Here is a 15388-nt window from a genome sequence, read left to right as displayed (position 1 = left end):
GCCGCGCTGGCGCTGGCTCGTGGAACGTGTCCTGCGATGGTTGGCTTGCAAATCGCACTGCCAGAGCATCGCAGGGGCGGTAGTTTACATGGTTGCGGCGGGTTGCTGTAGCCTCACTGTCATGGTGATGCCGACGGCTGGCGACGCGAATGACTCCCTTGCGGAAGAGGGGGCGGACGCCATTCCTCGCGAGTCCCTGATGCGTTTGTTCCTGCGCTTCCTGCATTTCGGGGCGCTTGCCTGGGGTGGCCCGGTGGCCCAGCTCGCGATGATCCGCCAGCAACTCGTGGAGGAGGAGCGCTGGATCAGCAGTGCACGGTTCAATCGGGTGTTGGCGGTCTATCAGGTGTTGCCGGGCCCCGAAGCACATGAGTTGTGCGTGTACTTCGGCATGCGTTCGCGTGGTCGCTGGGGTGGCATCCTCGCCGGGCTCGGGTTCATGCTGCCTGGTTTTCTCCTGATGTTCGCGTTGTCTTGGGCGTATGTGCGTTTTGGCTTGAAGACGGATGCGTCGCAATCGGTGTTTGCCGCCGTGCAGGTGGCTGTTGCGGCCTTGATCGTTCGCGCCGTGGTCAGGATCGGCGGGCATGTAGTCACGGATCGCTGGCTGTGGTTCTTCGCGATCCTTGCAACTGTCGCGCAATTGGCGGGCGTGCACTTCTCCATCATCCTTGTCGTTGCCGGCACCTTGTATCTGCTGGCGCGACGCGGCTTTCGCGTGATGGCATTGGCAGTCACAGTGCTTGCCGTTGTTGGCGTCGTGTGGCTGATTGAGCGCCATGGATTGGTGGGTCTTGCCGCGCTGACGGCAAGTCCAGTCGCTGGCGAACCCAGCAATGCGGCGACAATGTCCTTGCCTGAATTGTTCTGGTCGGGATTGAAGGCGGGCCTCCTGACATTCGGCGGGGCTTATACCGTCATCCCTTTCCTGCAACGGGATGCCGTGTCCGGCGGTGCGTGGATGAGCAATGCCCAGTTCCTCGATGGCCTGGCCCTGTCCGGGCTGCTCCCGGCGCCATTGATCATCTTTTCCACGTTTGTCGGTTATCTCGGCGGTGGGCCATGGGGCGCCGTGGCAATGACCGTCGGCATCTTTCTTCCGGCGTTTGCATTCTCCCTGCTCGGGCATGACGCATTGGAGCGGTGGGTGCATCGGCCGCGCATACGGATCTTCCTGGAAGGTGTCACCGCAGGGGTGGTGGGCCTGATTTCCGGCACGACGACGGGATTGCTTCGGATCAGCCTGATCAACGCCGAGGCGCTCATGTTGTTTGCAATAGTTCTGGCGATCTTGTTTGCTTCCAAGGCAAAACTGACCATTCCCGCCTTGATAGCGGGAGCCGCCCTGTGGGGATGGGGCACTTCAAGCTGAGGAGGCCGCTGCGCTCCTGAGGCAGCCTGCGGCTGTCCCGATATACAGGCAAGACGCTCCCGGCGAATCAGTCGAACCCCGGCGGGGGACACCTCGTCCCCCTCTCTCCGCCAGATACGCAAAACGCCCCTGGCGGGGCGCAATCGGAACGTGCTGGAAACTCCGGGGGGATAGACGCGGGCCATCCCTGGCCCGCGCCCTGCGGGCAGCCTGCGGCTGTCCTGATTCGCTCCCGGCGAATCAGTCGAACCCCGACGGGGGACTACTCGTCCCCCTCTCTCCGCCAGATACGCAAAACGCCCCTGGCGGGGCGCTTGCGTATCTGGCGGAGAGAGGGGGATTCGAACCCCCGAGGCGGGGTTTAGCCGCCTACACACTTTCCAGGCGTGCTCCTTCAACCACTCGGACACCTCTCCTGAATCAGGACCGCGGGGCGGGCCGCCCCTTGGCTGTTGCCGTGCTTCGCCCCGGCGACCGTGGCGGACGCGCAGGCCGGTCGCGCCGGGCTGCGAATTCTAACGTTCGTGCGGCTTTGGCACAACGAGTCAAGTATCCCGAGTGCGTCGCGGCCACGGGTCGATGCATCCATCTGCCGCATCAACGGCCCGCATGGCGGCGTGGCATGATCGCGCGTCGTGGCTGGAAAGGCCGTCCGGTGGCGGCTACGGGAGGAGCGGGTTGCGTATTCGATTGCCCCGTCTCATTCCGCGAGACGCGGTTGGGGCAGGATGAGCCGTGGCCGACGGTGTGCGAGGAGGGACTGCGGGGAATGGCGAAACTGGTGGAACAGGCGGCGCTGTACGCGGATCCGTCGGAAAACGGTTTGATCCTGCTGCGCGCCAGCCGGCTGGAAGCGCTGCTGGATCCGCTGCTGGCGCTGCTGGCGCAAACCCGTCCGGACAACCCGCTGACGCCGCAGACGCTGATCGCGGCGCACCCGGGCATGAAACAGTGGATCACGACCGCGCTTGCACGGCGCGTTGGCGTGGCCGGGGTCGTGGCCAATCTGGATGTGCGTCTGCCCAGCGATTGGTTGGATGCGCTGTCCGTCGAGCGGCTGGGCAAACGTGCGGTGGCCTTGCCCAGGTATCGGCGCGGGCATTTGCGCTGGAGCCTGCACGCGTTGCTGGACGACCCGCAACGGCATGGCGTCACCGACCGGCGAGTGCTGGACTATCTGGACGCCGGTTCCGGGAAAAGCGCGGACGAGCTTGCACAGCGACGCTTCCAGCTGGCCGATCGGCTGGCGCGGGTGTTTTCGCAATATCTGGTCTATCGCAGCAACTGGCTGGAGGCGTGGCAGGCGGGCAAGTTTTCCTTTGCCACCGCAAGGCGGAACGATCCTGCACTGCGGGCGTTGGAGGAAAAGTGCCTGGCACCGCTGTGGAAGGTCGTATCGGGTGAACTGGGCGAGCACCGCGGGGCGCTGGTCGAGGCGTTGGTCAAGGCGCTGGGGGACTCGTGCGAGGCGCTGTCGCCATTGCACGTGGTGGGGTTGTCGCACCTGCCTCCGGTTGAACTGTCGGTGCTGCGTGCTTACGCCCAGCGGGCGCCGGTATTCCTGTATGTGCCCGACCCCTGTCGTGAATACTGGGGTGGGCTGCGGCCGGCGTCGGGGCAGGGTGGTTGGCGGTTTCCCGATGCGGCCGGATGGCGGGCATGGCGCGAAGAGGAGAGTCGCCTGCTGGAAAATCCCGACGCCCCGGACTGGCGCGAGCAGGCGCATCCACTGCTTGCGCGCTGGGGACGGTTGGGCCAGCACTTCTTCTCGGCGCTGGTGGCTGGCGAGGTGCGCGAAGACATTCGCCATTGGCAGGATGAAGCCCCGGCGCAGCCGTGCAACCGCCTGCAGCGCCTGCAGGAGAGCATTCGCCAGTTGCGGCCGGAACTGATGCACGAGGCGCCGCAGGCGAAGGAATCCATCGAGGATGCCAGCCTGCGCGTCCACGCCTGCCACACCCGCCAGCGCGAACTGGAGGTGCTGCGCGATGCGCTGCTCCACGCCATCGAGCATGAGCAGGTGCGCGCCGGCGACATCGTGGTGATGGCTCCCGACATCCAGGTCTGGTTGCCGCTGATCCGGGCGGTGTTCGGTGAACCCGGATCGGCGCACGAACGCTTGCTGCCATATCACCTGGCCGACGTTCCGGTGGCGCGCAGTCATCCGCTGCTGACCGTGTTCCAGACCCTGCTGGAATCGGGGGGCTCGCGCATCACCGCGCCGGAGGTGGCCGACTTGCTGGCGGTGGCCGAAGTGCGGCGCGCGCTGGCGCTGGATGAAAACGACGCCGGCGTGCTGGTGGAATGGCTGCGCGCCAGCGGCGTGGCGTGGGCGCTGGATGGTGACCACAAAGCGGCGCTGGGCCTGCCGGGGCGCCGCGAAAACAGCTTTGCCTGGGCGATGGACCGCATGCTTGCCGGCTATCTGATGGCGGATGTGGCGGGGGCGTCCGAACCACGGGCCGTTGCGTTGCCGGATGGTAGCGAACTGTTGCCCATGGCCGGCATCGACGGCCCGTCCGCCGCCGCGCTGGGCAGTCTGGACCGCCTGCTGTGTGAGCTGCAGGCATGGCGTGAGTTGGCGCAGGGCGAACGCAAGGCCAGCGACTGGGCCAAGGTGCTGCGCTTGCGCGTGGAGGCGCTGCTGCGCATCGATCACACGGATGCCGGCGCACGCGCAGCGCTTGCAACGTTGCATCGGGCCATCGAGCAGATCGCCGCCGAGCCAAACCACAACGGCCAGGATCCGGTCCTGCGGATGCCGGTGGTGCGCGAGGTGTTGCAGCAAGCGCTCGAGTCCGCTTCCGAGCGCCAGCGTTTCCTGATGGGCGGCATCACCTTCTGCGGGATGGTCCCGCAGCGCGCCATTCCGTTCGACGTGGTCTGCGTGCTTGGGCTGGGCGAAGGCACCTTCCCGCGCCGGCCTGCCGATGGCGGGATCGACTTGATGGCACGCATCCGCTGCATCGGCGATCGTGACGTGTCCGGCGATGATCGCTATCTGTTCCTGGAAACCGTGATGTCCGCGCGCAAGCGGCTGCACCTGTCCTTCGTGGGGCAGGGCGTCCGCGACGGCAAGCGCCGCAATCCGGCCGCACCGCTGGCGGAATTGCTGGCCGAACTGGACCGGTTTGCCGGCATCGCCCCGGACGATGAAAAAACGCCGCGGCCGTGGCGGGTGCAGCATCCGCTGCAACCGTTCGATGCGCGCTATTTCGATGGGGAAAACCCGGCGCTGTTTTCCTATTCCGCCGACTTCGCAGGCATGACCGGCCAAGGCAGCGAGCGGCCGTCACGACTGCACGATCCGACCCAGCCGCTGGCGGCAACGCTGCCCGATCCATTGCCCTTGGCGATGCTTGCGGCCTATTACAAAGACCCAGCCAAGGCATTGCTCAAGGATCACTTGCATCTGACGCTTGACGGGCTGGATGCGGGCACCGCCCTGCCCGAAGATGAGCCCATGGACGACATCGCGCGCATCCACACGCCGGCGCGTCGCGTATTCCTGGAACACGTGCTGCCGCGCAAGTGCGCAGACTCCGGGTGGACTTGGGATCGAAAACCGCCGGCCTGGCTTGGTCTGGGCGGGTTGCTGCCGCCGGGCACAGTCGGCGCGGTGGTCTGGGCGTTGGAGGCCAGTGCCGTGGATGCGTTGTGGGCCCGCGCCGAAGGTTGCGCGCGTTTCGGTACCCGTGGCGCAAGCGGCGGTCAGGTGTTGTGCGTGGATATCCCGCTGGTCATGGCGGGCGAAACCGAAACGCTGTCGGACATGCCCCAACGCATCACTGGTCGGGTGCGCAACGTCTACCCGTGGCCGGGTTCGGAGACCGGCGTGCAGGTGGTGTTCGCGGCACCGGATTCGAAAAACAAAAGGACGTGGCTCAAGACAACGGACAGCCTGGGTTTCAAGGAACTCGTTCCCGCTTTCCTGCACTGGGCGCTGCTGCGCCTGCAACGCGGAGGCGAGGAACCGCCAGCGCCGGTGCGCCTGACCTTTCTGGCCGAGGGCGAACCCGACATGGCCCAGCGGATCAACGATTGGGACGATGCCTATTGCGCCGCCGATCCGGCAAGCCGCAGCGCCATGGAAACCGATCTGCGCCGCCGCCTGCGTGGTCTGATCGCGTTCTGGCGCGAGGCGATGATGGGGAAGCTGTGGTTCTATCCGGCAACGGCGTGGGCTGCCTTGCGTGAAGCAGCCAAGCTCCGGGCAAGCGGCCAGCAGGCTGAATCGGGAGCCGGGGGAGCGAGTTCGGCAGTCGTATTGTCGGCAATCGCGGCCAGGATCAGTAGCCGCTGGGTCCAGGAGCATGGCGACGGCGTCGGTGAGCGCGATTACGCCCCCGGTTATGCCGCTGTCCTTGAAGGCGACCTGAGGTTCGGCGATCCGCAAACCGATCCGGAAACCCGTGCGCTGCAATCCTTGCTGGACAGCGCAATACGGGTCAACGCCTTGATTCTCCTGGAAGAAAGACAGGCGCCGGGTGCTGACGTTGCGCCCTCCGAAGTGACAGGAGGCGCCGCATGAGCGGGGCAAGCAGTTGGATGACGCTGCCGCTGGATGACGGTGGCCGCAGTCTGGTCGAGGCCAGCGCCGGCACCGGCAAGACCTGGACCATCGCCGCGCTGTACCTGCGCCTGCTGCTGGAACGTGAGCTGACGCCGCGGAGGATCGTGGTCAGCACTTTCACCAACGCCGCCGCAGCCGAGTTGTCCGAGCGGCTGCGCGGCAAACTGCTGTGGGCGCTGGCCGAGGCGGAGAGCATGGCGGCCGGCGGCACTGCCGATGACGAGTCGGCATCGGATCGGCAATGGCTTCTGCAGCGCTGGCTGGGCGATGCGAATCAATGCAACAAAGACGTGCAACGTCTGCAAGCCGCGTTGGCCGAATTTGATGCCGCCCCGATTTCCACCCTGCACGCGCTGTGCGCGCGCATCCTCGCCGAGCACCCGTTTGCCGCCGGGGCGCTGTTTCGCGAGCGCGACATGATCGACGGCAAGACGCTGGAGAAATCGCTGACCGACGATCTGTGGCGGGTCATCTCGCAAGGGAGCGAAGCGGACGAATTGGTCCAGCTGGCGCATGCCGCAGAAATCGATCGCAACAAGCTGAAAAAATATGTGCCGGTGCTGCTGCAGGCAAATGTGGAGGTAGGGCCACTGGATCCGCAGATCGTGGCGGCAGCGGTTTCCGAGGCCGTTGGAGGCTGGCAGGGCTGGGTTGCCAACGTGCGCGAGGTGGTGTCTGCGGAGGGGCTGCTGAATCGCGGTGGACGGCTTGGAAAGGCCTGGGCAGCGCTGGCGGATGCGTTCGAGACGTCTGATGAGGCCATCGCGGACATTCTTGAAGAGTATCGCAGGGATTTGCTCGATGCCTCATCGATGAGGGGCGTGAACAAGGCGGGCAAGACGGATTCGCAGGTGCGCAAACTCGTGGATCTGTCACCCGGAATCGCCGCCGCCATTTCGCCCTTGCAGCTTGAGTTGGCGGCCAACCGAGCCCTCCGAACCTTCCTCTCCGCCGCCCGGCGCTGGTGCCGACAGGCCATGCAATCGCGGCTGGATGCTGCCAACCAGTCCACGTTCGACCAGATTCTGGTCGCCGTGAGCGATGCGCTGCAACCGCACGCGGGCCAGCGTGCGCTGGCGGACGCCTTGTTCGCCGAATGGCCGGTGGCGCTGGTGGACGAATTCCAGGACACCGATCCGGTCCAGTTCGGCATCCTCGATGCGATTTATCGCGAAGGCGGCGCCGAAAAAACGCCGCGCGGCCGACTGGTGATGATCGGCGATCCCAAGCAGTCTATCTACCGCTTCCGCGGCGGCGACGTGCAGACCTACGAGCGCGCCAAATCCGAGGTGCCGCCCACGGATCGGTTGACCCTGAACACCAATCACCGTTCCAGCCGTGGCTATGTTGAAGCGATCAACCAGTTCTATGCGGCGACGGGACGCAAGTTGGGTGACGACAAATCAACAACCACGATCGCTTATGAGGACGTGCAGGCCAGTGGCCGCCAGGACGCCACGCCGCTGCGCTCGGCGCCGAATGGCGAGCCGGTTGCGCGGCTGCTGGTGTTGCACGAGCTGGCTGACCCGCCGGAAGGCGTCGATCTGGAAACCTTGGCGCTCAAGGCGTGCGCCGGGCAGATCGCGTGGGCGCTGTCCGCGCAGGGATATTGCATTGACAGGCTGTCGGAGCTGGATGAACTGACGCGAGGGCCACTAAAGCCTGGCGACATCGCCGTTCTGCTGCCAACCAACGGCCAGATCAGGAAACTCTCGGCGTTGCTCAAGATGCGCGGCGTGCCCTGCGTGGCAACGACGCCAAGCAGCGTGTTCGAGACCGACACCGCCCGCGACCTGCGGCTGATCCTGCACGCCTTGCTGCATCCGGACGATGCCGGCGCGCTGCGCGCGGCGCTGGCCACGCGCTTGTGCGGCCTCGGATTGCGGAAGCTGCAGGCGCTCGATTCGGATTCGGCCGCATGGGATCGGCAAGCCGCGAAGTTCCACGCGCTGCGCGCCCATCTGGTCAGCGGCGGACCGCTGGAAGTGGTGGCAAGGCTGCTGGAAGGGCAGGCGCCGCGCCTGCTTGAAGCCACGGATGGGGAGCGCGTGCTCACCGACCTGCGCCACCTCGGGGAGCTGTTGCAGGAGGCGTGGTTGGACGTCGGTGGTGGCGAACGGCTGGCGGCCTGGTTCGCCGATCAGGTCGAGGGCGATGCCGAGGGCGGCGACGCGGCCGACGCGCGGGCGCTGCGGTTGGAGTCGGATGCGGCGCGGGTCCGGCTGCTCACCTTGCACGGCAGCAAGGGCCTGGAATTCGGTGTGGTGTTCCTGCCGCTGATGTGGAAACACAAGCGCCCCGGGCCTGCCGGCAAGGGTGCCCAGCTCTTGTCCGATGCTGACGGCCAGCACAAATATCTGGTCGAGGGCCAGGCCAAGGACATCGTCAAGCAGCAGGAGTTCGATGAACGCTGCCGCATGCTTTACGTGGCGCTGACCCGGGCCATCCACGCCTGCCATGTGTTCACGCTCTCGCCAGAGGTGCGAGGAGCGCAGAAACAATCGGATGAAGCCCCCTTGAACAGGCTGCCGCTTGGCCAGTTCGGGTCGGGAGAGGCTGCACCTGCCTGCATCGAATGCCGCAAGGGTTGGGAGGCCCATGAAGGATTGAGCTTGAGCGCGGGGACGGATACTGCCAGCCCCCGCCGCGCCCGCCCGTTGCCGCCCGCGCCCGCAGGCCCGCTGCCGATGCGCCACAGTTTCACCACCCTGTCAGGCGGCGGTCATCGTCCCGTGCTCGATGAAGGCGGCGCGGCCGAGGATGAGGAACTGCTGGAGCAGGACGACGCTTTCCAGAACGCGGTCCTGCCGGAAGCGCCATCGGAAGTGCCGGCAACCTCCACCGCGCACACCGAGCTGGAAGCGCTGGCCGCAGTGGCCGGCACCGAGTTCGGCAATGCCGTGCACGCCTTGTTCGAGCGTCGCGAACCGCATGTGCCGATGTCGGAAGAGGCAGTGCTCGCCGCGCTGAGGGAACACGGGGTGCGGCTGCGCGGCATCGATGACGGGCAGTTTTCCCGCGATCTGGCCCGGCGACTGCAGGCGGTACTGGATACGCCGCTGCGGATGCGGGCAAGCGATCCGCTTGGTCCGCGACTGTGGGATCTGGATGGCGACACCATGCGCGCCGAAATGGAGTTCAACTATCTGCTCGACGGCGCCACGCTGCGAGCCTTGCGCAATGCCTGCGTCCTCCACGGCGAACCCGATCTGGTCCCCGGGCATGACCAGACCCTCGCGGGGGTGATGAACGGCAAGATCGACCTGCTGTTTGCCAGCGGCGGCCGCATCCACGTGCTGGACTACAAGGGCAACCGGCTGTCCGCAGCCGAGCGCCCGTGCCTGGAGGACTATGCGCCCGACGCGCTCGATGCCAGGATGCGGGACACCCACTATCGCTTTCAGGCGCTGCTGTACACCATCGCCACGGAGCGCTACCTGCGCGCTCGCCTTGGAGATACCTACCGGCGCGAAACGCATCTGGGCGACTGCTGGTATCTGTTCATTCGCGCGGTGGGGCTGAACCTGCCCGACGGCACCCCGTGCGGGGTCTGGCACCACCGCTTCAACGATGGCCTGCTCGATGCCGTGCAGGCGGCGCTGGGCCTGCCGCTGCAGGAGGCCGCATGAACGCGCGCAGCGCCGGGGAGACATTCGGGTTCCGCGCCGCCCAACCGGACGCGGGCTGGCCGGACGCATGGCGTCCACTCGATCGCGCCGTCTGGCGCTGGGTGGTTGCACACGGCGGCGACGCCACCACGGCTACCGCCGCTGCATGGGCCAGCCAGGCCGAAGGCCGCGGCCACAGCGCGCTGCCGCTGTCCGGCGCGGATGGGTCGCCGCCATTCGATGCAGCGCAGCGCGAAACGCTGGCGTGCAGTCCGCTGGTCGCGACCATGGCGACGGCGAATGTCGAGCCGGAAGCGGGCTGCCCCTTCGTGCTCGATGGCGGCTACCTTTACCTGCGGCGCAATCATCGCGCCGAGGCCGCGGTGGCCATCGCGCTGTCCGCGCGCCGCGCCGCCGGGTTCGAGCCGCGGCGCCCATTGTCCGATGATGACCTGCGGGCGCTGTTCAACGGCAGCTGGACGAATCAGGAGGCGAGCCAGCGCGACGCCGTCCGCCAAGCCGTCGGCAAGCGGCTGATGGTGCTCACCGGCGGGCCCGGCACCGGCAAAACCACCACCGTGCTGCGCATGCTGCTGGGCCTGTCGCGCGATCATGCCGCCGCGCATGATCGCCTGCCGCGGATCCAGATCGCCGCACCCACCGGCAAGGCCGCGCAACGGCTTGGTGCAGCGCTGCGGCAAGGCGAGGCGCACCTGCTGGACGGCGAACGACCGCTTGCCAGCGAATGGCGGCCGCATCTCGAAGCGATCGTCTCCGCCGAATCCGGCACCGTGCATCGCCTGCTCGGCAGTCGTGGCGGCCGCGGCGGCTTCAGCTTCCACGCCGATGAGCAGCTTCCAGCAGACATCGTGGTCGTGGACGAGGCCTCGATGCTCGATCTTGGCCTGCTGCGCGCTTTGCTGGCCGCGCTGCGGGAAACGGCCGTGCTGGTGCTGGTAGGCGACGCCGACCAGCTCACCTCGGTCGGCACCGGCTCGATCATGCTGGACATCGTCAGCGCGCTGGAAGCCGACCCGCGCGGCGACCTGGTCCGGCTCAGCCATTGCTTCCGCGCCGACCGCCACTTGGTGCCGATCAATGAAGCCGTGCGCGCTGGTGCGACGGATGCCTTCAAGCGTGCGCTGGCGACCGCGGGCGAACGGAAAGCGGCTTCGGGGCATCCTGCGGCCGCCGAACATGCCGTAGCCGATGCTGCCGGGTTGCGGCGCCGGCTGCGCCCCTGGGTCGAAGGCTTGCGGCGCACGCTCGAAGCCGTTGCCATCACCCGGCCGGTGGCCGCCAGCGACCAACCCGCACTCGCCATGCGCCTGGCTGCCCTGCGCCGCCAGCAGCTGCTGTGCGCCCAGCGCGAGGGCCCGTTCGGTTCGGTTCGGGTGGCCGAAGCCATCGCTGCCCGCCTGCGCGGCTGGCAGGCGCTGGAGCCCTGGTTCAGCGGCGACTGTTACCCGGGACGCAGCGTGATCGTCACCCGCAACGACCCCGCTTCGCGCTTGTACAACGGCGATGTCGGGCTGTGCGTGTTGGTCGAGGGCGGCGGGGATGCCGGGGTCCTGAAGGTCGTTTTCGAAAGTACGCAGGCAGCGGTGCCGGGTGCACAGACCGGTCCGCAGGCGGAAGCCACAGGCGTGCGTTTGTTCGATCCACGCGCCTTGCCGCCCCACGAGGATGCGTTCGCCTTGACCGTCCACAAGAGCCAAGGTTCCGAATACGACCACGTGGCCGTGCTGCTTCCTCCTGATCCGAACTCGCCGTTGCTGGCCCGGCAAATGCTCTACACGGGCCTGTCCCGAGCGCGGTTGTCGGTGGAACTGTGGGCCACCGACGCAGCGGTGGAAACAGCGCTGGCCAGGCCGAGCGTTCGCCATGGTCGGCTTGCCCAGAGGATCCGCCAGGGCCCGTTGTGCGATCAGGCGGCGGGCGGCCAGGTTGGGCGGGCCTGAAGACGGGAAGACCGCATCGCGTCCCACCCCGGCCCGGCCAAATGGATTGCCGGCGTGATCCGGGACCGCAGCGTGGATTGTCCGGACTGGTGCTGGCGCAAGCGCCAGCCGTTGACAGCGCGGAAGGCGGCGGTCAAAATTACGGGCTCTTTGGTGGGCCGCGCGGCCCGCCATTGATACAATTCGGAGGGATACCCAAGCGGCCAACGGGGGCAGACTGTAAATCTGCTGGCTTACGCCTTCGGTGGTTCGAATCCACCTCCCTCCACCAGTTGGATGTTCGAAAGTGTTTGAAGTGCGGGAACGTGGGGTGGGCGAATTGGAGAAGGCGCGCAGCGCCGCAGCCATCCACCTCCCTCCACCAGTTGGAAGTTGGAAAGCGTTTGAAGTTTCACCCGCGGCCTTACCAGCCGACGGTGCATCAAGACGGGCCTCCCGGTGCGGGAGTAGTTCAATGGTAGAACTGTAGCCTTCCAAGCTACTAGTGCGGGTTCGATTCCCGTCTCCCGCTCCACCATTGCATTGCGCGGCTCGTTTGAACAATTTCGCTCACGTAGCTCAGTCGGTAGAGCACCTCCTTGGTAAGGAGGAGGTCACTGGTTCGATTCCAGTCGTGAGCACCAGTATTGCGGTCCCGCCGCAGGCAGTCGGATCAACTTTTCCGGAAGCCGAACAGGGAAACGATTCCATCCATCAACGTCAACGAGATTCGAGCCATGGCAAAGGGTAAGTTCGAGCGCACCAAGCCCCACGTGAACGTGGGCACGATCGGTCACGTGGACCACGGGAAGACGACGCTGACGGCGGCGCTGACGAAGATTGGCGCGGAGCGTTTTGGCGGCGAGTTCAAGGCGTATGACGCGATCGACAAGGCGCCGGAAGAGAAGGCGCGCGGGATCACGATTTCGACTTCGCACGTGGAATATGAATCCCCGACGCGCCACTACGCGCACGTGGACTGCCCGGGGCACGCGGACTACGTGAAGAACATGATCACGGGCGCGGCGCAGATGGACGGCGCGATCCTGGTGTGCAGTGCGGCGGACGGCCCGATGCCGCAGACCCGTGAGCACATCCTGCTGGCGCGTCAGGTGGGCGTGCCGTACATCGTGGTCTACCTGAACAAGGCGGACATGGTGGACGACGCCGAGCTGCTGGAGCTGGTCGAGATGGAAGTGCGCGACCTGCTCTCGAAGTACGAGTTCCCGGGCGATGACACGCCGATCGTGACCGGCTCGGCGCTGAAGGCGCTGGAAGGCGACCAGTCGGAGATCGGTGTGCCGTCGATCATCAAGCTGGTGGAGGCGCTGGACACCTGGATTCCGGAGCCGCAGCGCGACATCGACAAGGCGTTCCTGATGCCGGTGGAAGACGTGTTCTCGATCTCGGGTCGCGGCACGGTCGTCACCGGGCGCATCGAGCGCGGCGTGATCAAGGTGGGCGAGGAAGTCGAGATCGTCGGCATCCGCCCGACCCAGAAGACCACCGTCACCGGCGTGGAAATGTTCCGCAAGCTGCTGGACCAGGGCCAGGCGGGAGACAACGCGGGCCTGCTGCTGCGCGGCACCAAGCGTGACGACGTGGAGCGTGGCCAGGTGCTGTCGAAGCCGGGCACGATCACCCCGCACACCGAGTTCGAGTCGGAAGTGTACGTGCTGAGCAAGGACGAAGGCGGCCGCCACACGCCGTTCTTCAAGGGCTACCGCCCGCAGTTCTACTTCCGCACCACCGACATCACCGGTGCGGTGCAGCTGCCGGAGGGTGTGGAGATGGTGATGCCGGGCGACAACATCAAGATGTCCGTCACCCTGATCCACCCGGTGGCGATGGACGAAGGCCTGCGCTTCGCGATCCGCGAAGGCGGCCGCACGGTCGGCGCCGGCGTGGTGGCGAAGATCGTCAAGTGACGCGAGTGCGTGATCGCGCCCCATGCGGTGCGCTCCTGCGGGTTGCGGTGTAGGAGCTCACCGAGGCCGCAGGCCGAGGGGTGCGATTGCGGTCATCAAGATTCACCCAGCAACATCCAGCCCCGCGTAAGCGGAGCACCCGTCCCGACTAGCCGCCAAGCGTGTCGGGAGCAAGGCCAGGCGGCGCAAGCCGCCGTTGCCTTTTCGGGAACAATGCAAATTTCATACGCCAGTAGCTCAATTGGCAGAGCAGCGGTCTCCAAAACCGCAGGTTGGGGGTTCGAGTCCCTCCTGGCGTGCCAACCGGGCGCCGCTGCGGCGGACGCCGAAGAGATGAAGCCTTGACCAGCAACGCGCTGCCCAATCCGTCCGCCGGCTCCGGGGACATCGTCAAATACGTCATTGCCATCGTGCTGGTGGCGGCCGGGATCACCGCCTACTATCTGATCGGCAGCGCCTGGCCCAGCGGCGTGCGGATGCTGCTGGTGGCAGCTGGCGTGATTGCGGGCGGTGCGCTGTTCCTCATGAGCACGAGCCGGGGCGCCAAGACCCGGGGATTCCTCGCCGAATCGCGCTTCGAACTGCGCAAGGTGGTCTGGCCGACGCGCCAGGAAACCAACCGGATGATGATGGTCGTGATTCTGGCTGTGCTGGCGTTCAGCCTGATCATGGCGGCGTTCGATTTCATCATCCAGTTCGCCGTGAAATGGCTGCTCGGCAGCTGATGGAGACTTCAGTGAGCAATTCCGACATTCTCAAGCGCTGGTACGTGGTCCACGCCTATTCCGGCTTCGAGAAGTCGGTGGCGCAGGCGCTGCGCGACCGGATCGTGCGCATGGGCATGCAGGATCGCTTCGGCGAGGTGCTGGTGCCCACCGAGGAAGTGGTGGAGATGCGTTCGGGCCAGAAGCGGCGCTCGGAGCGCAAGTTCTTCCCCGGCTACGTGCTGGTGCAGATTGCCACCCATGCCGTGGATGGCATTCCGCGCATCGACAGCGAATCCTGGCACCTGGTCAAGGAAACCCCGAAGGTGATGGGCTTCATCGGCGGCACCGCCGACCGGCCGTTGCCGATTCGTGACGACGAGGCCGACGCCATCCTGCAGCGCGTCCAGGACGGCGTCGCCAAGCCCAAGCCCAAGGTGCTGTTCGAGCCGGGGCAGATGGTCCGGGTGGTCGATGGTCCGTTCAACGACTTCAACGGCGTGGTCGAAGAGATCAACTACGAGAAGAGCCGCCTGCGCGTGGCCGTGCTGATCTTCGGGCGCTCCACGCCGGTCGAGCTGGAGTTCGGGCAGGTCGAAAAGGCCTGATCCACGCCCGTCTGACGGCGGCCCCGGAATCTGCTACAATGCGCGGCTCGCACTTTTGAAGCTTCCGTTCGCCGCCGCGACCGGGTCTTCGAGGTGGATGCAATTCAGTGGGTGCAATTCGGGTGATTGCGCGATGCCGGGACGCGCGCTGCCTGCGATGTCGATGATCCCGGTCCGATGGGGAGCCTGCAACCCAGGCGCTAGCACCCGGAGACAACAGCAATGGCAAAGAAAGTCGTCGGTTACATCAAGCTGCAGGTGAAGGCCGGCCAGGCCAACCCCTCGCCGCCGGTCGGTCCTGCGCTGGGTCAGCGCGGCCTGAACATCATGGAGTTCTGCAAGGCGTTCAACGCGGCAACCTCCAAGCTCGAGCCGGGTCTGCCGACCCCGGTCATCATCACCGCCTATTCCGACCGCACCTTCACCTTCGTCACCAAGAGCACGCCGGCCACGGTGCTGCTGAAGAAGGCGGCGGGCGTCACCTCCGGCTCCAAACGCCCGAACACCGAGAAGGTGGGCAAGGTGACGCGTGCGCAGTTGGAAGACATCGCCAAGGCGAAGGAAGCCGACCTGACTGCGGCCGACCTGGACGCGGCGGTGCGGACGATCGCGGGCTCGGCCCGTTCCATGGGTCTGACGGTGGAGGGCTGAGACA

8 protein-coding genes and 5 tRNA genes are annotated in these 15388 nt (G+C 66.3%); 12 read left to right on the top strand and 1 reads right to left on the bottom strand.

What is annotated here, in order from left to right; all coding sequences use genetic code 11:
* The coding region (gene chrA, locus M9902_RS02740) for a chromate efflux transporter (RefSeq protein ID WP_343231867.1) at nucleotides 1–1372 on the top strand (1372 nt) is incomplete at its 5' end.
* A gap of 323 nt (nucleotides 1373–1695) precedes the next feature.
* Here chrA and M9902_RS02735 read toward each other — a convergent pair.
* A tRNA-Ser gene (locus tag M9902_RS02735) sits at nucleotides 1696–1788 on the bottom strand.
* Nucleotides 1789–2141: 353 nt separating this feature from the next.
* On the opposite strand from M9902_RS02735, the gene recC reads away from it, so the two are divergent.
* From recC to rplK, 11 genes are all read left to right on the top strand, one after another.
* Complete coding sequence (recC, locus tag M9902_RS02730) at nucleotides 2142–5903, top strand: exodeoxyribonuclease V subunit gamma (RefSeq protein ID WP_297220971.1); 3762 nt, start codon at nucleotides 2142–2144, stop codon at nucleotides 5901–5903.
* Nucleotides 5900–9574: a UvrD-helicase domain-containing protein gene (locus M9902_RS02725; protein WP_297220969.1), complete on the top strand. Its 3675-nt coding sequence runs from the start codon at nucleotides 5900–5902 to the stop codon at nucleotides 9572–9574. The genes recC and M9902_RS02725 overlap by 4 nt, the downstream gene beginning before the upstream one ends.
* On the top strand, nucleotides 9571–11514 hold the full coding sequence (gene recD, locus M9902_RS02720; RefSeq protein WP_297220967.1) for an exodeoxyribonuclease V subunit alpha: 1944 nt from the start codon (nucleotides 9571–9573) through the stop codon (nucleotides 11512–11514). Before M9902_RS02725 ends, recD begins: the two co-directional genes overlap by 4 nt.
* 185 nt (nucleotides 11515–11699) lie before the next feature.
* A tRNA-Tyr gene (locus M9902_RS02715) sits at nucleotides 11700–11785 on the top strand.
* Nucleotides 11786–11954: 169 nt separating this feature from the next.
* Nucleotides 11955–12028: transfer RNA gene (locus M9902_RS02710), tRNA-Gly, on the top strand.
* A 33-nt stretch (nucleotides 12029–12061) separates the two neighbouring features.
* Nucleotides 12062–12137 (top strand) — tRNA-Thr (locus tag M9902_RS02705).
* 93 nt (nucleotides 12138–12230) lie between these two features.
* Complete coding sequence (gene tuf / locus M9902_RS02700; protein ID WP_297172254.1) at nucleotides 12231–13421, top strand: elongation factor Tu; 1191 nt, start codon at nucleotides 12231–12233, stop codon at nucleotides 13419–13421.
* Nucleotides 13422–13647: 226 nt separating this feature from the next.
* A tRNA-Trp gene (locus tag M9902_RS02695) sits at nucleotides 13648–13723 on the top strand.
* Nucleotides 13724–13762: 39 nt separating this feature from the next.
* Entirely contained in the window at nucleotides 13763–14146 is a 384-nt protein-coding gene (secE, locus tag M9902_RS02690; RefSeq protein WP_297172225.1) for a preprotein translocase subunit SecE, read from the top strand.
* A gap of 26 nt (nucleotides 14147–14172) precedes the next feature.
* Entirely contained in the window at nucleotides 14173–14733 is a 561-nt protein-coding gene (gene nusG / locus M9902_RS02685) for a transcription termination/antitermination protein NusG (RefSeq protein WP_297172257.1), read from the top strand.
* Nucleotides 14734–14955: 222 nt separating this feature from the next.
* On the top strand, nucleotides 14956–15384 hold the full coding sequence (gene rplK / locus M9902_RS02680; protein WP_297172228.1) for a 50S ribosomal protein L11: 429 nt from the start codon (nucleotides 14956–14958) through the stop codon (nucleotides 15382–15384).
* Nucleotides 15385–15388: the final 4 nt, after the last annotated feature.

The organism is Thermomonas sp. (assembly GCF_023953935.1).
Lineage (GTDB): Bacteria > Pseudomonadota > Gammaproteobacteria > Xanthomonadales > Xanthomonadaceae > Thermomonas.
This window is presented reverse-complemented; position numbering and strand designations above follow the sequence as displayed.

What these genes read in the sequence shown, in the direction of transcription:
- tuf (WP_297172254.1), top strand. Translation starts at nt 12,231, where the DNA reads ATGGCAAAGGGTAAGTTCGAGCGCACCAAGCCCCACGTGAACGTGGGC.
- recD (WP_297220967.1), top strand. Translation starts at nt 9,571, where the DNA reads ATGAACGCGCGCAGCGCCGGGGAGACATTCGGGTTCCGCGCCGCCCAA.
- recC (WP_297220971.1), top strand. Translation starts at nt 2,142, where the DNA reads ATGGCGAAACTGGTGGAACAGGCGGCGCTGTACGCGGATCCGTCGGAA.
- rplK (WP_297172228.1), top strand. Translation starts at nt 14,956, where the DNA reads ATGGCAAAGAAAGTCGTCGGTTACATCAAGCTGCAGGTGAAGGCCGGC.
- M9902_RS02725 (WP_297220969.1), top strand. Translation starts at nt 5,900, where the DNA reads ATGAGCGGGGCAAGCAGTTGGATGACGCTGCCGCTGGATGACGGTGGC.